We start from the raw sequence: 25,688 nt of genomic DNA on the forward strand, positions 1-25,688 counted from the left end.
GGCCGGGTGGCTCAGGAGCCGGTGGGCGCGCCGGTGCGCAGGTCCTTCTTGGAGATCTTGCCGACGCCGGTCGTGGGGAAGGCGGTCACGAACACGACCCGGTCGGGCACCTTGTACGCCGCCAGCCCGCGTTCCCGTACGAACCGGCGCAGCGCGGTGCCCGTGACGGGTTCGGCGTCCGCGCGCGGGATCACGTACGCGCAGGTCCGCTCGCCCAGGTAGGGGTCGGGTTCGGCGACCACATTGGCGTCGTGCACGGCCGGGTGGGCGAGCAGGTGGTTCTCCACCTCCTCCGCGGCGATCTTCTCCCCGCCCCGGTTGATCTGGTCCTTCGCCCGCCCCTCGACGACCAGATGGCCGGTCGGGGTGGCCCGCACGAGGTCGCCGGTGCGGTAGAAGCCGTCGGCGGTGAACGAACGGGCGTTGTGTTCGGGGGCGTTCCAGTAGCCGCGGATCGTGTACGGGCCGCGCGTGAGCAGGTGGCCGACGTCGCCCTCCGGGACCGGGCGGTCCTCGTCGTCGACGATCAGGATCTCGTCGTCGGCGGAGATGGGCCGGCCCTGGGTGGTGACGATCACTTCCTCGGGATCGTCGAGCCGGGTGTAGTTCACCAGGCCCTCCGCCATGCCGAACACCTGCTGGAGCGTGCAGCCGAGGGCGGGCCGCACCCGCCGCGCCGCCTCCTCGCTGAACTTGGCGCCGCCGACGAGGAGCACCTCCAGGCTGCTCAGGTCGTGCTCGGCGCGCCCGGCGGCGTCCGTCCACAGCAGGGCCAGCGGCGGGACGAGACCGGTGATGGTGACCCCCTCCGCCTCGATGAGGGGGAACGCCACGTCGGGCACGGGCTGCGGCGCGAGCACCACGCGCCCGCCCGCGTACAGCGCGCCCAACGAACCGGGGGAGGAGAGCGGGAAGTTGTGCGCGGCCGGCAGGGCCACGAGGTACACGGAGTCCGCGTTCACCCCGCAGAGTTCGTTGGAGCCGCGCAGGGAGTAGATGTAGTCGTCGTGCGTGCGCGGGATCAGCTTGGGCACCCCGGTACTGCCGCCCGACAACTGGAGGAACGCCAGGTCCTGCGGTCCGGGCCGGTGCGCCGGGAAGTCCGGACCCGGCTCCACGGGCACGTCGGCCAGGGCGGTGAACGCCCCGGGCTCCCCGTCGGCGACGAACACGTGACGCAGCCCCGGTGCGTCCTCGCGCACCTCGGCCGCCAACTCGCGGTAGTCGAAGCCGGCGTGCACGGAGGGGATCACGTAGGCGACGGCCCCGGTGAAGGAACAGAAGTAGCCGATCTCGGACCTGCGGTGGGCGGGCAGGGCGAAGACGGGCAGCGCCCCGAGGCGGAACAGCGCGAAGACCACCTCGAAGAACTCGGCGTGGTTGGGGAGCTGGACCACGACCTTGTCGCCGGCGCCGATGCCCCGCGCCGCGAGCCCGGCGGCCATCCGGTGGGCCCGGACGTCCAGTTCGGCGTACGTCCAGGCGCGTCGACCTCCGTCGGGGCCGCCCTGCGGGTCGACGACCGCGACCCGGTCGGGGTGCGCGGCGGCGCGGTCGGCGAGCATGCCGCCGAAGGTCTCCCCGCGCCACCAACCGGCCGCCCGGTAGCGGTCGGCGAACGCGGCGGGCCACCCCGGAGCCTCGGCTCCCGCGGCCGCCCCAGTGGGTTCGGTCCTCGCGGCCGCTTCGAGCGCCCCGGTGGCCTCGGTCGCCTCGGTGCTCACAGCGCGACCCCCACGGCCTGAAGGAACGTGCGGAACTTCGCCGCGGTCTCCGCGGTCTCCTCGTCGGGCCTCGAATCGGCGACGATGCCCGCCCCGGCGTACAGCCTCAACCGTCCGCCGCCGCCCGGACCACCGGCCTCCTCCGCCTCCGCGCAACGGATGGTGACGACCCACTCGCCGTCGCCGGCGGCGTCCTGCCAACCGATCATCCCGGTGAAGAACCCGCGGTCGAACCCCTCGGTCTCACCGATGACCCGGCGCGCGACGTCGGTGGGGGTGCCGCAGACGGCCGGGGTGGGGTGGAGCGCGGAAGCCAGCTCCAGCGCCGTCAGGTCGGGGTGCGCCACGGTCCCCGTGATGGTGGTGGAGAGGTGCCACATGGCCGCGGTACGGATCAGGGTGGGCCGCTCGGGCACCACCAGGTCGGTCGTGTACGGGGCCAGTGCCCGGCGCATGGCGTCGACCACGACGGCGTGCTCGTGGAGGTCCTTGGCGGACCGCAGCAGGGCGGCGGCCCGGCTGACGTCCTCCGCCAGATCGGCGCTGCGCGGAGTAGATCCGGCCAGCGGATTGGCGACGAGGCGTTCGCCGCGACGGGACACGAGGAGCTCCGGGCTGGCGCCGACGAGGGTGCGGCCGTCGCCGGTCGGCAGGGCGAAGTTGTAGGCGCCCGGGTCGCGGCGGGCCAACCGCTGGAGCATGGCGGGCAGGTCGAGGGGCGCGTCGGAGGCCAACTCCAGGGAGCGGGCGAGGACCACCTTGTCGAACTCGCCGGCGCGCATCCGCCGGACGGCGTCCTCGACGCCCTTGCCGTACACCTCGGGTGCCGGTACGGGGGTCACCGTCCACCGGGCGCCGGAGGCGGGCTCGGGCGGCAGCGCGATGAGCGGGTCGGCGACGAGCGGCGGGCCCTCCGACACGGACTGCGGTACGACGAGGGCGGCGGGCGCGTCCGGCGCGAAGGGGATGCTCCCCATCACCAGGGGGCGGACGTGCCCGCTGCCCGCGGCCCGGGCCACGGCGGAACGGACCCGCTCGGGCAGGGGCCGTCCGTCGTCGGGCACCTCGGCGTGCACGCCCTCGGCGAGCAGGGTGCGGGTCGGGGTGGCGAGGAAGCGCTGCCCGGGCCGGTAGGCGTCGAGGAGGCTGGTGGCGGCGCCCACCGAGGGGTGGGCGGGAACGCCGGCTGCGGTGGGGCTGGCGGTTGGGTGGACCGTCGGCACGGTGACTCCTGTTCGGGGAAGGGTGGTGAGGGGCCCGCGGACCGGCCGGCGCGCGGTGCGCGGCCCGGCCGGTGGTGGCGGGAACGGGGGTGTGTCGGGGTGCGGGGCGGTGCGGTGTGTCGGTGAGGGGCGAGCCGTCGGCGCGGGCCGGCGGTCAGCGCAGGGTGGCGCCGCCGTCGACGTAGAGGTCCTGCATGGTGATGTGCCGGGCCAGGTCGGAGCAGAGGAAGGCGACCGAGTCGGCGATGTCCTGGGGATCGGCGATCCGCCCCAGCGGGATGCCCGTGCGGTAGCTGGCGAGGTCCCCCTCGATGACCCGCCGGGGGGCGTCCGCGTCGGTCCACAGGGCGCGCTGCATCGGGGTGTCGGTGGAGCCGGGACACACCGAGTTGCACCGCACCCCGCTGCCCGCGTACTCCAGCCCCACGCACTTCGTGAACATCACGGAGGCCGCCTTGGAAGCGGCGTACGCGGCCATGTGCGAGCGCGGGATGCCGGCGGCGTTGGAGGCGACGGTGACGATGCTGCCGCCGCCGCGCCCGGCCATCGAGGCGACGACGGCCCGGGTGGTGTGGAAGACGCCGGTGGCGTTCACCGCGAAGGTGCGCGCCCAGTCCTCGTCGGTGAGTTCGGCGGCGGGCGCCGTGCGCAGCACCCCGGCGACGTTGACCAGGATGTCCACCGGTCCGAGCTCCCGCTCGACCCGGGCGACGGTCAGGTCGACCGCCTCGCGGTCGGTGACGTCCAGCGGGTACGCGTGCACGCGGCCCGCACGCTCCCCGCCGGGGGCCGGCGCGTCCCGGTCGGTGCCGTCGAAGAGTTCCTTGAGACGATCGGTGAGCAGGTCCGTCGCGGCGACCTCGGCGCCGAGGCCGGCCAGGGTACGGGCCACGGCCTCGCCGATGCCCCGCGCGGCGCCGGTGACCAGCGCGACCCGTCCGTCGAGCCGGGACCGGCCGGTCGATGTGGCAGCGGACATGGATCCATCCTCCTGGGATGAGGTGAAGGGGAACGATGAAGGGAAGGGCGGGGGAGTGCCCGCACCCGCCGGCGGTCCGGCCGTCCGAGCAGGCCGGCCGGAACCGCCGGCGGGGCGGGGGCTAGGCGGGCCCGGAGCCGTTCAGCGCCCGGGCCACGAGCGGACCGATCCGGTCCAGGGCCGTGGGCGACATCAGCTCGTCGTGCTCGCAGTCCAGGACGTGCTCGTCGACGCGGCCGTCCAGGTAGGGCGGCCACACCCGGCCCGGCGCCTCGGCGGCCGGGGTGCTGCGGCCGGCCGTCACGAACAGGACGTCACCGCGGTATCGCCGGGTCCGGCTGCGCGAGAGCAGCCGTACGCAGTGCATGTTGGTGGCGACGATCGAGTCGAGCAGCGCCTCGTCGAAGCCGGCCAGCAGGCCCTGGCTGTCACGGATCGCCCGGATGGCTTCGGACCGGTCCGGCGCGGAACCGTCGGCTCCGCGTGCCGCGTCCGGTGACACGCCGGCCACCGACAGCAGGAATCCGCTCTCCTCCCGCTCCAGCCGCTCCTGCCAGCCGGGCTCGTCGACGTACGCCCAGTCGTCGGTCTCCGGCGGGTAGGCGTCGAGCAGCCCGAGGAAGGCGACCTCCTCACCGCGTTCCTGGAGCAGCGCGGCCAGCGTCTGTGCCACCGTCCCGCCGAAGGAGTACCCGAGGAAGTGGTACGGGCCCTGCGGCTGGACGGCCCTGATCTCCGCCAGGTACAGCTCGGCCAGCCCGACCACGTCCGTGACGTCCGGCTGCGGCCCCGACAGGCCCGGTGACTGCAGGCCGTACACCGGCCGGTCCGCGTCCAGGTGGCGCAGCAGACCGGTGTACTGCCAGCTGAACCCGGAGGCCGGGTGGAAGCAGAACAGCGGGGCTGCCGTGCCGCGTTCGCGCAGCGGCATCAGCACCCGCAGCGCGTCGCGGCGGGCGTCGTCACCGATCCGGGAGGCGATGTCCGCCACCGTCGGTGCGGACATGACCGTGGCCACCTGGATCGGGATGCCGAGCTCCGCGCGGATCCGGCCGACCAGCCGCATCGCGAGCAGCGAATGCCCGCCCAGCTCGAAGAAGTTGTCCTCCGCGCCGACCCGCTCCAGACCCAACACCTCCGCGAACGCGGCGGCGATCAGCTCCTCCCGCGCGTCCTTGGGCGGACGGCCGCCGGCGTCCCCGAAGTCCGGTGCGGGCAGCGCCGCCCGATCCACCTTGCCGTTCACCGTCAGCGGCAGCGCCGCCAGCTCGACGAAGGCCGAGGGGACCATGAACTCCGGCAACGAGGAGGACAGTTCGGCGCGCAGTCGCACCGGATCGGTCGATCCCGACGCGGTGGGCACCGTGTAGGCGACCAGGCGCTTCACCCCGGACGCCCCCGTGTGGACGGCGACGGCGGCCGCCGACACGCCCACCAGGTCCGACACCGCCGACTCGATCTCGCCGAGCTCGATCCGGAAGCCCCGGATCTTCACCTGGTCGTCGGTCCGGCCCAGGTAGTCGAGCCGGTCGTCGGGCCGCCGCCGCACCAGGTCACCGGTCCGGTACATCAGCGTGCCCGGCTCGCCGAACGGGTCGGCGACGAACCGCTCCGCCGTCAGCGCCGGCCGTCCGAAGTATCCGCGCGCCAGCCCGGCACCCGCCAGGTACAGCTCCCCCGACACCCCGGCCGGGACCGGCCGCAGCGCACCGTCCAACACGTAGGCGCGGGTGTTGTGGATCGGGCTGCCCACGCACGAGGTGTCGCTGTCGGCGACGTCCGCGCCGAGGGCGTTGATCGTGTACTCGGTGGGACCGTACAGGTTGTAGCCCATGGTGCCCTCCGTGCGGCGGAGCCGGTCCCACAGCGAATCGGGCACCGCCTCACCGCCCAGCAGGAACAGCGCGGGCCGGTGCCGGTCCGCGTCCAGCAGACCGGCCTCGATGAGCTGCTGCCCGTACGACGGGGTCACGTTCACCACGTCGATGCCCACCCGGTCGTAGTGCGCCGTCAGCTCCGCCGGGTCCAGCCGCAGCTCCTCGCCGATCACGTGCACCTCGTGCCCGTCGACCAGCCAGAAGAACTCCTCCCACGACATGTCGAAGGCGAACGACACCGTATGCGCCACCCTCATCCGACGCGCCCCCGCGAGCCGGGCGGCCGGCGAGAAGATCCGCTCCCGGTGGTTGAGCAGCATGTTCGTCAGACCCGCGTAGGGCACCACGACGCCCTTGGGGCGGCCGGTGGAACCGGAGGTGTAGATGACGTACGCCGGGTGCCGGCCGTCCCTGCGTCCCGTCAGCTCCTCCTCGGACAATCCGGCCGGGGACAGCGCGGCCAGTTCGGCCCCGGTCGCGGGGTCGTCCAGTGCCAGCGCGGGCACCCCTTCGACGACCGGCACCCGGTCCGCCACCGGAGCCGTCGTCAGCAGGCACAGCGGGCCCGCGTCGGCGACCATCGTCGCCAGCCGGTCCACCGGGTGGTCGAGGTCCAGCGGCAGGTACGCCGCCCCCGTCTTCAGTACGGCGAACAGCGCGACGACGAAGTCCGCCGAGCGCGGCAGCCCCAGGGCCACCACCCGCTCCGGCCCGGCCCCCCGCGCCACCAGGGCGCGCGCCAGCCGGTTGGCCCGACCGTCGAGCTCCGCGTACGTCAGCCGCTCGCCCTCGAAGACCAGCGCCGTCTCGTGCGGGGTGCGCGCCGCCTGCTCCGCGAACAGGTCGATCACGGTGGTGTCCGGCACCGGCCGGCCCGACTCGTCACCGCGGGCCAGTTCCGCGGCCCGCTCCTCGGGCGTCAGCGTGGCCAGCCGGCCCACCGGCAGCGCCCCGCCGTCGGCCAACTGCTCCACGAGCAGTCCCAGCCTCCCGGCCAGGCCGCGCGCGGTCTCCTCGTCGTACAGGTCGGGGCGGTAGGCCAGGGTCAGTTCCAGCGACCGGCCCGGCGTGACCGCCAGGGTCAGCGGATAGTGGGTGCCGTCCACGCTGTGCGTCCAGCCGATCTGGTGCTCCGCGACGGCCGCCTCGCGGGCCGCGTCGTCCAGCGGCGTGTTCCGGAACACGTACAGGGTGTCGAAGAGCTGCCCGATGCCCGTGTCCCGCTGCACCGGACCCAGCCCCACGTAGTGGTGCGGCAACAGCGCGGCGTGCTCGCCCTGGACCCGCACCAGCAGGTCCCGCAGCCGCTCGCCCGGCCGCAGCGCCACCCGGAACGGCAGCGTGTTCATGAACATGCCGATCATGCGGTCCACGCCCGGCAGGTCCGCGGGACGGCCCGAGACGGTGGCGCCGAACACCACGTCGTCGCGGCCCGTCATCCCGGAGAGCGCCATCGCCCAGGCCGTGCTCAGCACCGTGTTGAGGGTGACGCCGGCGCCCCGGGCGAAGGCCCGCAGCCGGTCGCTCGTCGCCTCGTCCAGGGACAGGTCCACGACCTCCGCCGTCACCGGCGTCCGCGCCGGGTCGGCGGGCGCCACCAGGGTGCCCTGCTCCAGACCCGACAGGTGCGCCCGCCACGCCCCCACCGAGGCGTCCGTGTCCACGGCCGCCAGCCACCGCAGGTACTCCCGGTACGGGGTCACCGGCGCGGCCTCCTCCTCCGCCGCGCCCCGCGCCCCGTACAGCGCGAACAACTCCTCGAAGAACAGCGACTCCGACCAGCCGTCCGTCAGGATGTGGTGCTGCGTCACGCACAGCATCCACCGGTCCTCGGCGAACCGCAGCAGCGTCACCCGCATCAGCGGCGGCGCCGCCAGGTCGAAGCGGGTGGCCGCGTCGGCCAGGGAGAACTCGCGCAGCGCCGCGTCCTGCCCGTCCCGGTCAAGCCCGGTGTGGTCCACGACCCGCCAGGGCAGCTCCCACTCCCCGGGCACGACCTGGACCGGGCCCGGCAGGCCCTCGTGCCAGAAGCCCGACCGCAGGTGCGGGTGCCGTCCCAGCATCGTCTCGAACGCCGTCCGCAGCGCCCCCTCGTCGACCGCGTGCCGCAGCTCGACGAAGTTCTGCATCAGGTACACGTCCAGCGCGTGGTCGTCGTACACCGCGTGGAAGTACAGGCCCTCCTGCAGTGGGGCCAGCGGCAGCACCTCCTCACCCGACGGGAACACCCCGTCGAGCACGGCACGCTGCTCCGCGGTCAGCTCCACCAGCGGCCCGTCCGCGAGCGGCAGTTCCACCGCCGGCTGCCCGGCGGTCCCCGCCGAACCCGCCAGCCGGGCGGGCGTACGGTGCTCGAAGACGTCCCGGGGGGTCAGGACGAGGCCGTCCTTGCGGGCCCGCGCCACCAACCGGATCGAGACGATGCTGTCACCGCCCAACGCGAAGAAGTCGTCGTCGACACCGGCCGCCTCCAGCCCCAGGACCTCGGCGAACACCGCGCACAGCTGCTCCTCGGCCGGCGTGCGCGGCGCCCGCGACAGGGCCGCCCCACCGAGCGCCGGGGCGGGCAGCGCCGCCCGGTCCAGCTTGCCGCTGACGTTCACCGGCAGGGCCTCCAGGACCACCACCGCCGCCGGCACCAGGTAGTCCGGCAGCCGCGCCGCCAGCCGCTCCCGCGCCTCCACCGGATCGACGTCACCGGTGACGTAACCCACCAGGCGCTTCACACCCGGGGTGTCCTCCCGGACCACGGCGGCGGCGCCGGCCACCCCGTCCAGGGCGCTCAGCTCCGCCTCCACCTCGCCCAGCTCGATGCGGAACCCGCGGATCTTGACCTGGTCGTCGGCCCGACCGAGGAACTCCAGCTCCCCGTCCGGCCGCAATCGCACCAGGTCGCCCGTCCGGTACATCCGGCCACCGGCCGGCCCGTACGGATCGGCCGTGAACCGCTCCGAGGTCAACGCCGGTCTGCCCAGGTAACCACGGGCGATGCCGTGACCGGCCAGGTACAGCTCACCGGGGGTCCCCGCCGGGACCGGCCGCAGCGCCCCGTCGAGGACGTACGCCGCGGTGTTGCCGATGGGCCGGCCCACCACCGCCGTGTCCGACACGGACAGGTCGGCGGCGAGGGCGTCCACCGTGTACTCGGTGGGCCCGTACAGGTTGACGGACATCACGCCGGGCGCCGACCGCACCTCGCTCCACACCGACTCCGGTACCGCCTCACCGCCCAGCAGCAGCAGACCCGGCCGGTGCCGGTCCGCGGCCAGCAGCCCCCACTCCAGCAGTGCCTGCGCGTGGGTCGGCGTCACGTCCATGGCGTCGATCCGCTGCGCACGGACGTACCCGACGGTGAACTCGGCGTCCCTGCGGCCCACTTCGTCCAGAATGTGCAGCTCGTGGCCCGCTATCAGCCAGAACAGCTGCTCCCAGGACGTGTCGAAGCTGAACGAGGCGGTGTGCAGGGCACGCAGCCGCCGGCCGCCGGCCGCCGCGACCACCGGTCCGAGGATGTCGGCCAGGTGGTTCGCGTACAGGTTGGACAGACCGCCGTGCGTCAGGACGACGCCCTTGGGCACACCCGTCGAACCCGACGTGTAGATCACGTAGGCGGGGTGCGCCGCGTCGACCGCGACCACCGGGAAGTCGGACGCGTACGAGTCGAGTTCACGCTCGGCGTCCGGCGAGTCGAGGACGATCCGGTCCGGTCCGTCCCCGTCGGGCAGCAGCCCCAGCGCGTCCCGGGTCGTCACCACGCACAGCGGACGCGCGTCACCGAGCATCAACGCGAGCCGGTCCGCCGGGTAGTCCAGGTCCAGCGGCAGATAGGCGGCCCCCGCCCGCAGCACCGCGAGGACGGCCACCGCCGAGTCCACCGACCGGGGCACGGCCAGCGCGACCACCGTATCGGGCCCCGCTCCCCGCGCGGCGAGCAGCGCGGCCAGCCGGCCGGCTCGCTCGTCGAGCTCGGCGAACGTCAACCGCCGCTCCCCGGCCACGACCGCACAGGCGTCCGGCGTGGCCGCGGCCTGCTCCGCGAACCGGTCGGCGACCGTTCCCGCGGGCACGTCCCGCACGGCACCGTGCCAACCGGCCACCAGCTCGGTCCGCTCGGCGGGCGTCAGCAGGTCCAGGGCGCCGATCGGCAGCTCCGGATCGGCCGCCACCTGCTCCAGCAGGTCCGCGAACCGTTCGGCGATGACCGTCACGGCGCGCCCGGTGAGCAGGTCGGGGCGGTATTCCAGGGCCAGTTCGGCCCGTTCGTCCAGGGACACCGCCAGGGTCAGCGGGTAGTGGGTGCCGTCACGGGCCTCGACGCCCGTCACCCGCACCCCGTCGGCGAGCGCGGGCCGGGCCGCCGGATCCACCGGATAGTTCTCGATGACGACCAGCGTGTCGAACAGCTCGCCGCCGCCGGCCTGCTTCTGGATCAGCCGCAGGCCCAGGTGGTGGTGGGCCAGCAGCCCGTTCTGCTCGTCCCGGAACCGGCGCAGCACCTGGGCGACGCCCTCTCCGGGGCGCGCCGCGAAACGCACCGGGACGGTGGTGATGAACAGACCCACCATCGACTCGACGCCCGGTATCTCCTCGGGCCGACCGGCCACCGTCAGCCCGAACACCACGTCCTGCCGCCCCGTCAACGAGCCGAGCAGCAGACCCCACGCCGCCTGGATCACGGTGCTCGGCGTGGTGCCCAGCCTGCGGGCCGTCGCCGTCAGTCGCGCCGTCGCCGCCTCGCTCAGCTCCAGCCGGTGCACACCGGGTCGCACGGCCGTCCGCGCCGGGTCGGCCGGCGCCACCAGCGTGGCCCCGTCCACCCCCGTCAGGGCCGAGCGCCAAGCGGCCTCGGCGGCGCCGGTGTCCTGCTGCTTGAGCCACTTCAGGTAGTCGCGGTACGGACGGACGGGGGCCAACCCGGCCGGGTCGCCGTCGCGGTCGTACAGCGCGAGCAGATCGGCCACCAGCAGCGGCATCGACCAGCCGTCGACCAGGATGTGGTGGACGGTGATCACCAGCCGGTGGTCGTCGTGTCCCAGCCGGGCCAGCGCCAGGCGGAGCAGCGGCGGCCGGTGCAGCTCGAACCGGCGCGCCAGCTCGGCCCGTTCGATCCGACGCACCGCGGACGGCGAGGGGTCGTCGGACAGGTCGATCCGGTCCAGCGCGAAGGTCACCTCGGCCGGTACGAACTGCACCGGCTGCGGGACGCCCTCGTACCAGAACCCGGCGCGCAGGTTCGGGTGCCGGCGCAGCAGCGCCGTCGCCGCCCGCTCCAACCGGTCCGCGTCGACCGGTCCGCCCAGCGACACCGACACCTGCACGGTGTACACGTCCGGGGCGCTGCTGTCGTACACGGAATGGAACAGCATGCCCTGCTGCAAGGGGGACAGCGGAAGCATGTCCTCGATACGAGCCTGCGTCACTGCTGGGCCCTCCACATTTCTTCGAGCATGTCGATCTGGTCCTGGTCGAGTTCGACCAGGTCGAGGTCCGAGGGGGTGTGCCCCGCGGTGGTGCCGCCGGATGCCCAGGCGGCGAGGCTGTCGAGGGCGGCCGACCAGTGGCCGGCGATCTGCGCGACGGTCTCTTCGGGCAGGGCCTCACCGGCCCTGACGAACACGGCGACGAGCTCCGGTCCGTCCGTCCCGTCGACGATCTCCACGTTGATCTCCAGCGCGTGCGACAGCGGCAGCTCCGGGTGCGGACGGCCCGACAGGGCCTCCGCCTCCGCGGCCGGACCCCACGCGGAGGCGTCCGCGCCGGTCTGCCGGCCGAGGTAGTTCCAGAGGATCTCGGCGTTGCCCGTACCGGCGAACAGCGCGGCGGTCGCCGGGTTCCCGTACCGCAGCAGCCCGGCGCCGATGCCCCCGTCGGGAACCTCCCGCAGGAGTTCCTTGACCTCCTTCAGGGCGGCCCCGGCGTCCTCCCGCCCGTCCAGCACGGCGGCCGGATCGTACGAGGCCGCTGCCAGCCGGACCGAATGGATGCTGGTCAGCCAGCCGACCGTACGGGTGAGGTCGGCGCCCGGCAGCAACTCCTGCTCCCGGCCGTGGCCCTCCAGGTCGACGGTGAATCCGCGCCCCCCGGACCGCCCGTTCCGGGCCGCCCAGGCGCCGACGGCCAGCGACAAGGCCGTCAGCAGGGTGTCGCCGACCGTCCCGTGGAAGGCCGACGGCACGGCCTGGAGCAGCGGCGCCGTCCGCTCGGCCGACAGGCGCACCGTCAGCGCCCGGGCGGTGGCCGCCGTGTCCCGGGCCGGATCCAACGGACGCCCGGCGAGCAGCGGCCCGCTCGGAGCGGCCGCCAGCCAGCGGTCGAGTTCGGCGGTCCGGCGGGGGTGCTGTGCCTCGGCCAGCAGGTGGGTGGTCCACGTCCGCAGCGACGTCCCGACGGGTTCCAGTACCGGTGTCCCTCCCGCGAGGGCCTGCTCGTACGCCGACCGGAGGTCGGGCAGCAGGATCTGCCAGGACACCTCGTCCACGGCCAGGTGGTGCGCGGCGATCAGCAGCCGCCCGGCGGCGTCGGGCCCCCGGTCGAGGTGCACGGCCCGGAGCATCGTCCCGGCCACCGGGTCGAGGAGGTCCGACAGGCGGGCGGACTGCCCGGCCACCAGCTCGCGCAGCTCGTCGTCCCCGGCGGCGGACACGTCGACGCGTTCCATGACGGCCGAGGCCGCCACCGCGCCCACGGGCCGGACCTCGGCGCTCCACACCCCCGCTCGGGGCACGGTCAGGAGCTGCCGCAACCCGTCGTGGTGGTCCAGCACGGACTGCAACGCGGTCGCCAGGTGCGCGTGTTCCGCCCCGGCGGGCAGCAGCACCAGTCGGGCCTGCCCGAACGAGGCGAACGGACCGCCGCGCGCGGCGAGCCACTGCGCGACCGGCGGCAGCGGCAGCGGCCCGGGGCCGCCGTCGGAGGCCCGCGCCGGAGCGGCCGGGGCGTCGGCCCGCGAGGTCGCGACGGCCGCGAGACCGGCCGGCGTCGGGTGCTGGAACACCTGGCGGGCCGAGACCGTCAGCCCGGCTCTGCGGGCCAGGCCCACCAGCCGGATCGAGATGATGCTGTCCCCGCCGAGCTCGAAGAAGTTCTCCTCGGTGGTGATCATCGGCAGTCCGAGGACCTCCGCCATCAGGGTGGCCAGCACCTGCGCCGGGTCCCCGGCCGGACCGGAGCGCGGCGAGGCCTCCGGCGCGGGGCGCGGCGGGGCGGCCGGTGCGGGCAGGGCCCGCCGGTCGAGCTTGCCGTTCGGCGAGAGCGGGAGCCGCTCCAGCGCGACGAAGACCGCCGGGACCATGTACTCGGGCAGGCGCGCGGCGGCCAGGACGCGCAGAGTCTGCGGGTCGAGGTCCGTCCCGGGCGCGGGGACCGCGTACGCCACCAGACGCTGCACCCCGGGCAGGTCCTCGCGCACCAGTACCGCCGTCTGCTCCACCCCCGGCGCCGAGGCGAGCACGGCCTCGATCTCGCCGAGTTCGATGCGGAAGCCGCGGAGTTTGACCTGGTCGTCGGTGCGGCCGAGGTACTGGAGGCGGCCGTCGGGCAGCCACTGGGCGAGGTCGCCGGTGCGGTACATGCGCGCGCCGGGTGCGCCGTGGGGGTCGGCGGTGAAGCGTTCCGCCGTGAGGCCGGGCCGGGCCAGGTAGCCCCGGGCCAGCTGGATTCCGGCCAGGTACAGCTCCCCGGGCGTACCGGCTGGTACGGGTCGGAGACGGGCGTCGAGGACGTAGGTCCGGGTGTTCCGGACGGGGCTGCCGATGGGGGCTCCGGTCCGGCCCGGCACGAGGGTTTCCGGGGTGCAGGTGGTGGCGGTGACGTCGACGGCGGCTTCGGTGGGGCCGTAGAGGTTGGCGAGTTGGACGGGGGTGGGTGGGGTGTGGAAGCGGGTGACGAGTTCGGCGGGCAGCGCTTCGCCCGAGCAGGTCACGAGGCGGAGGGTGGGGCAGTCGGTGAGGTCGGATTGGCCGAGGAAGGCGGCGAGCATGGAGGGGACGAAGTGGATGACGGTGACGTGTTGTTGGCGGATGAGGTCGGCGAGGTATTCGGGGTCCTTGTGTCCGTCGGGGCGGGCGATGACGAGGGGGGTGCCTTGGGTGAGGGGCCAGAAGAATTCCCAGACGGATACGTCGAATCCGGCGGGGGTCTTCTGGAGTACGCGGTCGTGGGTGGTGAGTCGGTAGGTGTGCTGCATCCACTGGATGCGGTTGACGATGGCTTCGTGTTCGACCATGACGCCCTTGGGGCGGCCGGTGGAGCCGGAGGTGAAGATGACGTAGGCGGGGTGGCGAGGGAGCAGCGGGGCGGCCCGGTCCGCGTCCGACACCGGATCGCGGGACAGCCGCTCCAGTTCGACCCCGATCTCCGGCGCGTCCACGACGATCACTTCCATGCCCATGGGCAGCGGTACGAGACCCAGTGAGACGAGGTCCGTCACCACGCACACCGGCGCCGCGGTGTCCGTCATGTACGCGAGGCGCTCGTTCGGCAGGGACAGGTCCAGCGGCAGATAGGCGCCGCCCGCGCGGATGACCGCGTGCAGGGCCACGAGCAGGGAGAGGGACCGGGGCAGGGCCACCGCGACCACCGTCTCGGGGCCGACACCCCGGTCGATGAGCAGTCGGGCGAGCCGGTTGACGCGCTCCTCGAAGGCGGGTCGTGACAGCTCGACCCCCTCGAAGACGAGGGCGGGGCCGGTAGCCCCGGGGGCGCCCTGGGAAACGAGGTCGGCGAGGGTGGCCGGGCCGGTCACGGGGACGGTGGTGTCGTTCCAGCGGTGCAGGACCAGCTCGCGCTCCTGCGCCGACAGCACCTCAAGCTCCGCCACCGGACGGTCCGGGGCGGCCACCGCGGCATCGAGCAACCGCACGAGCCGGTCCGCGAGGGTGCGTACGGTCCCCTCGTCGAACAGGTCGGACGCGTAGCGGATGCCGCCCTCGATGCCCGCACCCTCGTGGGCCGTGCCGAAGGCGATCTCCAGGTCGAACTTGGCTCCGCCGGTCTCCACCGTCAGCTCGGCCGCCGGCATCCCGAACAGCTCCGGCAGCACGGGGTTCACCGAGTGGTAGGTCACCATCGTCTGGAACAGCGGGTTCCGGGAACGGGACCGTTCGTGGTCCACCGCCTCGACGACCGCCTCCCACGGCAGGTCGGCGTGGGCGAAGGCGGCCAGTCCGGTGTCCCGGACCCGTGCCACCAACTCGCCGAACGTCGGCGAGCCGGAGAGGTCCGCCCGCAGCACCAGCGTGTTCAGGAAGAAGCCGGCCAGGCCCTCCCACTCCGCGCCGTCGCGCCCGGAGACCGGGCTGCCGAGCGGGATGTCGTCGCCGGCGCCCAGCCGGTGCAGCAGGGCGGCGACCGCGGCGTGGGCCACCATGAACGGGGTCGCGCCGCCCTCGCGGGCGATCCGCAGCAGGCCGTCCGCCGTCGCGGCGGACACCGAGAAGTCCACCACGCCACCCTCGTACGAGGGCTCCGCCGGCCGGGACCGGTCGGTGGGCAGTGCCACCTCCGCCGGGACCCCGGCGAGGGCGCCGCGCCAGAACTCCGTCTGCCGGGCGGCCGTCGACAGCGGGTCCGCGGCGTCGCCCAGCACCTCCCGCTGCCACTGGGCGAAGTCCACGTACTGCAGGGGAAGTTCGGTCCGCTCCGGGGCCGTACCCGCCCGCCGCGCCGTGTAGGCCGCGTCCAGGTCCGCGAGCAGCAGGGCCGTCGAGGACTCGTCGGTGGCGATGTGGTGCACGAGCAGGAGCAGGACGTGATCGTCCGGTGCGGCCCGCAGCAACGTCACCCGGACGGGGATCTCCGACGCCAGGTCGAAGAGGTGTCCGCCGGCCCGGACGGCCTCGTCGGCCAGCCGGTCGACGGGCACGTCGCGGAGCTCCACCGGAACGTCCACGCCGGCGGGCAGCACGCGCTGGTACGGCTGGCCGTCGTGCTCGGCGATCACCGTACGCAGCACCTCGTGCCGGGCCACCAGGTCCCCGACCGCCGCTCGGAGCGCCGCGAAGTCCACCGGACCCCGCAGGCGCACCGCCGCCGGCACGTTGTACGTGGTGGCCGGGCCGCGGACACTGTCCACCACCCACAGCCGGTGCTGGGCGAAGGACAGCGGGGGCCGCTCGGGCCTGACGCCCGCGCCCGGTCGGGGCCGGCTGCCGGCGTCGGCCGGCGCGAGCCGAGCGGCCAGCGCCTCGACGGTCCGCAGTTCGAACACGTCGCGGATCCCGCACTCGACGCCGAGCACCTCACGGATCCGTCCCGCGGCGCGGGCCGCCAGTAGCGAGTGACCGCCCAGGGCGAAGAAGTCGTCCCGCACGCCCACGGTCGGCCGGCCCAGTACGGAGGCCAGGATCCCCGTCAGGACCTCCTCCCGCACGTCCCGGGGGGCGCGCGAGGCGGACACGGCGACGAGTTCCGGCGCGGGCAGGGCCCGTCGGTCGAGCTTGCCGTTGGGGGAGAGGGGCAGCGCGGGAAGCGCGACGAAGGCGGCCGGGACCATGTATTCGGGCAGCCGGTCGGCGGCCAGGGCGCGCAGGGCGTCCGCGTCGAAGTCGGTGCCGGGCGCCGCGACGACGTAGGCCACCAACTGCTGCATCCCGGGGTTGTCCTCGCGCACCAGGACGGCCGCCTGGGCGACGGAAGCGGAGGACGTCAGGACCGTGGCTATTTCACCGAGTTCGATGCGGAAGCCGCGGAGTTTGACCTGGTCGTCGGTGCGGCCGAGGTAGTGGAGTCGGCCGTCGGGGAGCCATTGGGCGAGGTCGCCGGTGCGGTACATGCGGGTGCCGGGGGGGCCGTAGGGGTTGGCGGTGAAGCGTTCGGCGGTGAGGTCGGGTCGGGTGAGGTAGCCGCGGGCGAGTTGGGTGCCGGCGAGGTAGAGCTCGCCGGGGGTGCCGGGGGGTACGGGGTTGAGGTTGTGGTCGAGGACGTAGGTGTGGGTGTTCCAGACGGGGATGCCGATGGGGGCAGTGCTGTGGGTGTTGGTGTGGGGGGTGCAGGTGGTGGCGGTGACGTCGACGGCGGCTTCGGTGGGGCCGTAGAGGTTGGCGAGTTGGATGTGGGTGGTGGGGGTGTGGAAGCGGTTGACGAGTTCGGTGGGGAGCGCTTCGCCGGAGCAGGTGATGAGGCGGAGGGTGGGGCAGTGGCTGAGGTCGGATTGGCCGAGGAAGGCGGCGAGCATGGAGGGGACGAAGTGGAGGACGGTGACGTGTTGTTCGCGGATGAGGTCGGCGAGGTAGTCGGGGTCCTTGTGGCCGTCGGGGCGGGCGATGACGAGGGGGGTGCCTTGGGTGAGGGGCCAGAAGAATTCCCAGACGGATACGTCGAATCCGGCGGGGGTCTTCTGGAGTACGCGGTCGGGGGTGGTGAGTCGGTAGGTGTGCTGCATCCACTGGATGCGGTTGACGATGGCTTCGTGTTCGACCATGACGCCCTTGGGGCGGCCGGTGGAGCCGGAGGTGAAGATGACGTAGGCGGGGTGGCGGGGCAGGAGCGGGGCGGTCCGGTCCGCGTCCGACAACGGACCGGTGCGCTGTGCCACGAGGAGCTCCGCGGCTTCCCGTGAATCCATCAGCAGCCGCTCGACGGCCGGGTCCGACGGAAGGAAGGTTGCCGACAAGGTGTCGGTAAGAATCAGCGTCGGGGCCGCCGTGCGCGTCATGTACGAAAGGCGCTCGGCCGGCAGGCCGAGGTCCAGCGGCAGGTAGGCGCCGCCCGCGCGGATGACCGCGTGCAGGGCCACGAGCAGTTCGAACGAACGGGGCAGGGCCACCGCGACCACGCTCTCCGGCCCGACACCCCGGCCGATCAGCAGTCGGGCGAGCCGGTTGACGCGCTCCTCGAAGGCGGGTCGTGACAGCTCGACCCCCTCGAAGACGAGGGCGGGGCCGGTAGCCCCGGGGGCGCCCTGGGAAACGAGGTCGGCGAGGGTGGCCGGGCCGGTCACGGGGACGGTGGTGTCGTTCCAGCGGTGCAGGACCAGCTCGCGCTCCTGCGCCGACAGCACCTCCAGCTCCGCCACCGGACGGTCCGGGGCGGCCACCGCGGCATCGAGCAAGCGCACCAGACGCGCGGTCATCGCCTCGACGGTCTCCGCGTCGAACAGGTCGGTCGCGTACCGGACTCCGCAGGTCATCCCCGCGATCCCGGTCGCGGCACGCCGGAAGAGGATCTCCAGGTCGAACTTGGCGGCGCCGGCCGGGACCGGGACCTCCTCGGCCGTCAGCCCCTCGAACAGGCCGACCGGGCCGCGTCCCGCTCCCTCGTACGCCACGAGGGTCTGGAACAGCGGGTGCCGCGACAGCGACCGCTCCGGGTTGACCGCCTCCACGACCGCCTCGAAGGGGAGGTCGGCGTGTTCCAGGGCCGCGGTCGCGGCCGAGGCCGTACGCAGCAGCAGCTCGCGGAACGTCGGCGCCCCCGACAGGTCGGCGCGCAGCACCACCGTGTTGACGAAGAACCCGACCAGCGGGTCGAGGGACTCCTCGCCGCGACCCGCGACGGGGCTGCCGAGCGGGATGTCGTCACCTGCGCCCAGGCGGTGCAGCAGGGCCGCGACCGCCGCCGACACCACGGTGAAGGCCGTCGTGCCCGTCGCCGTGGCGAGGGCGTCCAGACCGGAGACCAGCTCGGCGGGCAGTTCGGCGGTGACCGTCCGCCCCGCGTGCGTGGGCTCCGCCGGGCGGGGCCGGTCCGTGAGCAGGGGCAGCTCCTGGGGGAGTCCGTCCAGGGCCGTGCTCCAGTAGGCCGCCTGACGCTGCGCCAGGGACCCTTCCCGGGCGGCGTCGCCCAGCAGTTCGCGCTGCCACAGCGCGTAGTCCGCGTACTGCACCGGCAGGACCGCGAACCGCGGTTCCGCGCCGGCCGACCGGGCCGCGTACGCCTCGGCGAGATCCGCCAACAGCGGGCCCGTGGACCACTCGTCCCCGGCGATGTGGTGCATCAGCAGGAGCAGCGTCCACTCCTGCGGGCCTGCTTCCAGCAGGGTCGCCCGCAGCGGGAGTTCGGTCGTGAGGTCGAAGGGTCGGCCCGTCTCCCGGTCGATGCGTGCCGCATGCCCGGAGGCGGGCACCCGTTCCACGACGAAGGGCACCTCGGCGTCCCCGACGGGCAGGATCCGCTGGTACGGACCCTGCGCGTCCTCCGCGTACACGGTGCGCAGCGCCTCGTGCCGGGCCACCACGTCCCGCAGGGCCGAGGCCAGCACGGCCGGGTCCAGGGCGCCGCGCAGCCGCAGCGCGAGCGGGATGTTGTAGGTCGCGGAGGGACCGTCCAGGCGGTGCAGGAACCACAGGCGGGCCTGCGCGTACGACAGGGGCAGCCGCTCGGGACGCACGCCGCCCATCGGGACGGGGCGCCCGGCCCCGCCGCGGTCGGCGAGCCGGACGGCCAGACGTGCGACGGTCCGGGCCTCGAACACGTCGCGGACCGAGCACTCCGTGCCCGTGGCGCGGATCCGCGCCGCCACCCGGGTGGCCAGCAGCGAGTGCCCGCCGAGCCGGAAGAAGTCGTCGTCGGCGCCCACCGACAGCAGCGACAGCGACTGGGCGAAGACCTCGGCGATCCGCTCCTCGGCCGCGCCCCGCGGCGGGCGCGAGGACGTCGTCGCACCGAGGGTCGGGGCCGGCAGCAGGGCGCGGTCCAGCTTGCCGTTGACGTTGGTCGGCAGGGCCTCCAACGCCACCAACGCCGCCGGAACCATATGTTCCGGGAGCTGCGCGGCCAGTTCCGCGCGGAGCCTCTCCACGTCCTCGGGGCCGGCGCCGGTCACGTATCCGACCAGCCGGGGGATGCCGGGGACGTCCTCGCGGACCACGACCGCCGCGGCCGACACGCCGTCCAACGCGGTCAGGGCCGCCTCCACCTCGCCGGGCTCCACCCGGAACCCGCGGATCTTGACCTGGTCGTCGGCCCGACCGAGGAACTCGATCAGCCCGTCCGTACGGCGGCGCACGAGGTCACCCGTGCGGTACATGCGGCTGCCGGGCGCCCCGAACGGGTCGGCGACGAACCGCTCCGAGGTGAGCGCGAACCGGCCCAGATAGCCGCGCGCGATCTGTTCGCCCGCCAGGTACAGCTCACCCGTCACCCCCGTCGGCACCGGCCGCAGGCGGCCGTCCAGGACGTGCGCCCGGGTGTTGTCCAGCGGCCGGCCCACGACCGGGGTCGGGCAGTCGCCGACCCTGGCCACCAGGGCGTCCACGGTGAACTCGGTCGGACCGTAGTAGTTGACGACCTCCACGTCGGTGAACGCGGCCAACTCCTCCCACAGCGCGGCGGGCACGGCCTCCCCGCCCAGCAGGAACAGCGGCGGCCGCCAGTCGCCGGCCAACAGCCCCGCGTCCAGGAGCTGCCGGGCGTACGACGGCGTGACGTCGAGGGTGTCGATCCGCTCGGCGCGGACGTACGCCACGACCGCCTCGGCGTCCCGGCGCTCGAACTCGTCGAGCACGTGCAGTTCGTGGCCGGCCACCAGCCACAGCAGCTGCTCCCAGGAGGAGTCGAAGGAGAAGGAGGCCGTGTGCAGGGCGCGCACCCGTCGGCCCGATCGACGGGCGACCGGCAGGTACAGCTCGCGCTCGTGGTCACGGAAGAGCCTGGTCAGGCCGGCGTGCCGGAGCAGTACCCCCTTGGGCAGACCGGTGGATCCCGAGGTGTAGATGACGTATGCGGCCTGCTCGGGCCCCGTCACGGCGTCCGGGCCGGGCACGGCGGCGGCCAGGCGTTCCGCGGTCGCCGGATCGTCCAGGACGACGGCTGGCACACCGGGCACCCGCGCCGCGACGGCGCGGGTCGTCACCACGCACACCGGGGACGCGTCCCGCAGCATGTGGGCCAGCCGCTCGGCCGGGTGGTCCAGGTCCAGCGGCAGGTACGCCCCGCCCGCCTTGAGGACGGCCAGGACGGCGACGACGGCGTCGGCGGACCGGGGCACCGCGAGTCCCACGACCGTGTCCGGGCCGACCCCCTCGGAGGTCAGGACGGCGGCCAACCGGCCTGCTCGATCGACGAGTTCGGCGAAGGTCAGCCGCTCCTCGCCGGCCACCACCGCGAGGGCGTCCGGCGCGGCGGCCGCCCGCTCGGCGAACACCTCCGTGACGCTCTGCGCCGGTACGGGGCGGGCCGTGTCGTTCCACCGGGCCAGCCGCTCCCGCTCCGCGGCGTCGCGCAGCTCCCACTGGGACACCCGCCCCGCGGGGGCCGCGACCGCCTCGGCGAGGGCGCGCAGCAGCCGGTCCGCGAAGGTCTCCACCGTCTCCCGGTCGAACAGGGCGGTGGAGTAGAAGACCTCCAGTTCCAGGTCCTCACCGTGCGCGGAGTCCGCGAAGGTGACGTCCAGGTCGAACTTGGTGACGCCGGGATCGACCCGGTCGGCGCGGGCGGACTCCCCGAACAGGGTCCGTACGTCCTCGGAGACCGTGCTGTGCGAGACCATCGTCTGGAAGAGCGGGTGCCGTGACAGGGACCGCTCGGGGTTGACCGCCTCCACCACCTGGTCGAACGGCAGGTCGGCGTGGTCCAGCGCCGTCAGGTCGGCCGCCCGGACCCGCTCCAGGAGCTCGCCGAACGTCGGGTCGCCGGACAGGTCGGTGCGCAGCACCACCGTGTTGACGAAGAAGCCCACCAGGTCGTCGAGGGCGCTGTCGGCGCGCCCCGCGACCGGGCTGCCGAGGACGAGGTCCTCGCCCGCGCCGAGCCGGTGCAGCGTCGCGGCGACCGCGGCGTGCACCACCATGAACACGCTGGTACCGCTCTCCCGTGCCAACGTCCGCACGGCGAGGGCGAGATCGCGCGGCAGCGAGCGGAACGCCAGCGCTCCGGCGTGCTGCGCCGTCGCCGCGCGGGGACGGTCCGCGGGCAGGCCGCCGGCCTCCGCGGGCAGGCCCGCCAGCTCCGAGCGCCAGAACGCGGCCTGGCCCGCCGCGAGGGTGCCCGGCCGGTCCGCGGCGCCCAGCAGCTCCCGCTGCCACAGCGCGTAGTCGGCGTACTGCACCGGCAGCGGCGCGAACGCGGGCTCGGCGCCGGCCAGGCGGGCGGCGTAGGCCTGTTCCAGATCGCGCAGGAACGGCCCCATCGACCACTCGTCGCTCGCGATGTGGTGCAGCAGCACGACGAGGGCGTCCGTCCCCGCCCGGGTGTCGCGCACCAGTGTCACCCGCAGCGGGGCCTGCTCCGCGATGTCGAACAGGTGCCCGAGGGCCCGGGTGATGGCCTCGTCGAGGGCGGTCGCGCCCTCGACCTCCTCGACGAACAGCCGGACACCGGCCGCGCCCGCGTCCAGCACCCGCTGGAACGGGACGCCGTCGCGCTCCCCGAAGACCGTGCGCAGGGCCTCGTGGCGGGCGACGGTGTCGGCCAGCGCCGCGTCCAGCGCGACCGCGTCGAGCCGGCCGTCGAACCGGACGGCGAACGGGATGTTGTAGGTGGCGCTCGGACCCTCCACCTGGTGCAGGAACCACAGTCGCTGCTGGGCGTACGACAGCGGCAGCGGGTCGGGGCGGACCCCGGCCGACGGCGCGGTCCGCGACACCGCGGCACGCTCGGCCAGCAGGCCGGCCAGCGCGGCCACGGTCCGGGCCTCGAACACGTCCCTGATGCCGCAGTCGGTGCCGAGGGCGGCCCGGGTCCGGGCGATCACCCGGGCCGCGGGCAGGGAGTGCCCGCCCAGGACGAAGAAGTCGTCGTCGGGACCGACGGAGGGCAGGCCGAGGACGTCGGCGAAGATTCCGGCGAGGATCTCCTCGCGGGCACCGCGCGGACTGCGCCCCCCGGCGGAGACCAGACCCGCCAGGTCGGGGGCGGGCAGGGACCGCCGGTCGACCTTGCCGTTCGCGGTCAACGGGAACGCGTCGAGGACCACGACGGCCGAGGGCACCATGTACTCGGGCAGCGCCCCCGCTGCCGCCTCGCGCAACGCGCCGGGCGCCGGCTCAGCCCCCGCGTCGGCGGCGGGGGTGACGTAGCCGACCAGCGCGGGGAAGCCGGGCAGGTCCTCGCGGACCAGGCAGACGGCCCGACCGACGCCCTCACAGGCCGCCAGCACGGCTTCGACCTCGCCGAGTTCGATGCGGAAGCCGCGCAGCTTGATCTGGTCGTCGGCCCGGCCCAGGAACTCGATCCGGCCGTCGGCCCGGCGCCGGACCAGGTCCCCGGTCCGGTACATGCGCTCGCCGGGCCCGCCGAAGGGGTCGGCGACGAACCGCTCCGACGTCAGGGCGGGGCGGCCCAGGTAGCCGCGGGCCAACTGGCCGCCGCCCAGGTACAGCTCGCCGGGTCGGCCGGCGGCCACCGGACGCAGCGCGCCGTCCAGGACGCGGGCGCGGGTGTTCCAGAACGGGGTGCCGATGTCGGGGACGCCCGTGTGGTCGGGCGCGAGGACGCCGGAGGTGGCCCACACGGTCGCCTCGGTCGGGCCGTACACGTTGGTCACCGAAGCCGCGGTCCGGGCCAGCCGCTCGGCGAGGACGGCGGGGAGGGCCTCGCCGCCGACGAGGACCCGGGTCCCGGCCAGCGAGGTCGGTCGGCCGTCCTCCAGCAGGGCGTGCCACAGCGAGGGCGTGGCCTGCATGACGGCCGGGCGGTGCTCGTCGACGAGGGCCGCCAGGGCCGCGGGGTCGCGTACGGTGTCGCGGTCGGCGAGGACCACGGTGGCGCCGCACAGCAGCGGGGTGTGGATCTCCAGCACGTGGATGTCGAAGGAGACGGTCGTCACCGCGACGAGCCGGTCCCCGGGAGCGAGCGCGAGCTCCTCGGACTGCATGCGCAGGAAGTTGGCGAGCGCCGAGTGGGGGATCACGACCCCCTTGGGGCGGCCGGTGGAGCCCGAGGTGTAGATGACGTACGCCGGGTGGTGGGGCGCGGGGCGGACCGACCGCAGGATCGTTTCATCGGCGGTGGCCCCGTTGCCGGCGCCCGCGGGGCCGTCCGAGCCGTCCGCGTCGCCCGGGTCTGCCAGCGCGGACAGGGTGTCGGGGGAGTCCAGGACCACGACGGGCACCCCGGCGACCTGCGGGACGAGCGGGGCCTGCGCCAGCGTCGTCAGCACGCACACCGGCCGGGCGTCCTCGACCATGAACGAGAGCCGCTCGGCCGGGTAGTCCAGGTCCAACGGGAGGTAGGCCCCGCCCGCCTTGAGCACCCCGAGCAGCGCCACGACCAGGTCCTCGCCCCGTGCGAGCGCGATGCCGACGACGGCCTCCGGGCCCACGCCGTGTCCGGCGAGGACCCGGGCGAGCCGGTCCGAGCGGTCGGCCAGGGCCGCGTAGTCGAGCGACTTCCGTCCGGCGATCACCGCCGTCACCCCGGGGTGCAGCCGCGCCGCCTCCTCGAACAGGTCGACGAGGGTACCGGCGGGCAGCTCGCGGTCGGTGTCGTCGTCCGCGCGTACGGCGGCCTCCAGGGCGGCGGGCGCCAGCAGGTCCGGCCGACCCACCGGGGCCTGCGGCCCGGCCGCGGCCAGTTCGCGCAGGAAGTGCGCGAACTCGGCGCAGCGGGCGCCCAGCGAGGTCGTGTCGTAGGCGTCGGGGTTGCCGTCGAACTCGAACCGGATCCGGCCCTGCGCGCTGTCGTGGTAGACCCCGAGGGTGACGTCGTCCACCGGACCGGCGGCGATGTTGTGGACCGTGCCGGGGGAGCCCGCGAAGTCCAGGGCGGTGTCGAAGGCCTTGATGTTGACCATCGGCCCGAGGAGGCCCTGGGCCCGCCCGGACAGTCCGAGGTCGCGGCGGATGTCCTCGGCGCGGTAGCGCTGGTGGCGGCGCAGGCCGGCGGTGGCGGCGGCGACCTCGCGGACCAGCTCGCCGATGGGGGTCGCGGGGCGCACGGGCACCCGCAGGGGCAGTACGTTCACGACCATCGCCGGGACCTTCAGCGCGGCCGACCCGAGCCGGGCCATCGCCGGTACGGACAACAGGACGTCACGGCTGCCGGTGGAGCGGTGCACGAACGCGGCGAAGGCCGCCGTCACGACGTCGGCCCAACTGGCCTTCGCGTCGCGGGCGATGGCGAGCAGCCCGGTGGTCTCGGCGGGGCTGAGGGTGGCTCCGTCGCGGAGGAATCCGTGCGCGGCGGCCACGGCCGTGCCGCTCAGCGGCTCCGGCTCGGGGCAGTCGGCGAGGCGCTCCAGCCAGTAGGCGCGGTCCGCCGCGAAGGCCTCGGAGGTCCGGTACTCCCCTTCGGCCTCCACGACCGCGGCGAGGGTGCCGAACGAACGGGCCGCCGGCTCCTCGCCGTTCCGCAGGGCCGAGTACACCTCGGCGGTGCGCCGGGAGAGCAGGGAGAACGCGAACGCGTCGAGGGTGATGTGGTGGGCCCGCTGGTACCACAGGACCCGCTCGGGGCCGACCCGGTGGAGGGTGAACAGGGACAGGGTGTCGGCGGTGAGGTCGAGCGGTCGCGCCATGTCGCGGCGCATCGCCTCGACCGCGGCGCCCACCGGGTCCTGCTCGCCGGTGTGGTCGAGCACCGCCACCAGCGGACCGGAGGCCGGTCCGGACCAGGTCTCCTGGTACGGCTCGCCGGCCTCGTCCTCGGAGAAGCGCGCGGTCAGCGCCTCGCACTCGGAGACCGTCCGCCGCAGCGCCGTGACGAACACGCCGGGGTCGAGCGGACCGTCGATCTCGACGTACTGGCCCACGTTGTAGACGGGGGACGCGGGGTCGAGTCGCTGGCCGTACCACACACCGGCCTGTGCCCCGGTGAGGGGGAGACGCTGGGAAGGGCGGTCGCTCATGGGATCGTGCTCCAGATTCAGGCAGCTGCGGGGAGAGGCGAAGGGCGGACCGTGGCGGTCGACGGCCCATGACGGGGACGCGGGCGGGGGCGGCGCGCGGTCCCCCTCCCCGGGCCGGGGGAGAGGGGCCGGGGGAGGAGGGAGGGGAACGACGGACGAACG

General features: G+C 74.4%; 5 protein-coding genes. All 5 read right to left on the reverse strand.

The features are described 5' to 3' along the window. Nucleotides 1-11: 11 nt before the first annotated feature. The 5 genes from ACZ58N_RS15400 to ACZ58N_RS15420 all read right to left on the reverse strand — a co-directional run bounded on the left by ACZ58N_RS15400 (nucleotide 12) and on the right by ACZ58N_RS15420 (nucleotide 25,526). Nucleotides 12-1,724 (reverse strand): (2,3-dihydroxybenzoyl)adenylate synthase, encoded by a 1,713-nt coding sequence (locus tag ACZ58N_RS15400; protein ID WP_471159290.1) that lies wholly within the window; start codon nucleotides 1,722-1,724, stop codon nucleotides 12-14. Then, on the reverse strand, nucleotides 1,721-2,947 hold the full coding sequence (locus ACZ58N_RS15405) for an isochorismate synthase (protein WP_471159292.1): 1,227 nt from the start codon (nucleotides 2,945-2,947) through the stop codon (nucleotides 1,721-1,723). Before ACZ58N_RS15405 ends, ACZ58N_RS15400 begins: the two co-directional genes overlap by 4 nt. Nucleotides 2,948-3,101: 154 nt before the next feature. Continuing rightward, nucleotides 3,102-3,926 carry a 2,3-dihydro-2,3-dihydroxybenzoate dehydrogenase gene (locus tag ACZ58N_RS15410; RefSeq protein WP_471159294.1) on the reverse strand — a complete coding sequence of 275 codons (825 nt, stop codon included), beginning with the start codon at nucleotides 3,924-3,926 and terminating at the stop codon, nucleotides 3,102-3,104. Nucleotides 3,927-4,047: 121 nt separating this feature from the next. Next, nucleotides 4,048-11,199, reverse strand: a complete 7,152-nt coding sequence (locus ACZ58N_RS15415) for an amino acid adenylation domain-containing protein (protein ID WP_471160097.1) — start codon at nucleotides 11,197-11,199, stop codon at nucleotides 4,048-4,050. 20 nt (nucleotides 11,200-11,219) lie between these two features. Next, complete coding sequence (locus ACZ58N_RS15420) at nucleotides 11,220-25,526, reverse strand: amino acid adenylation domain-containing protein (RefSeq protein WP_471159296.1); 14,307 nt, start codon at nucleotides 25,524-25,526, stop codon at nucleotides 11,220-11,222. Between the last annotated feature and the right edge of the window lie 162 nt (nucleotides 25,527-25,688).

Source organism: Streptomyces sp. NPDC040432 (genome assembly GCF_055595445.1).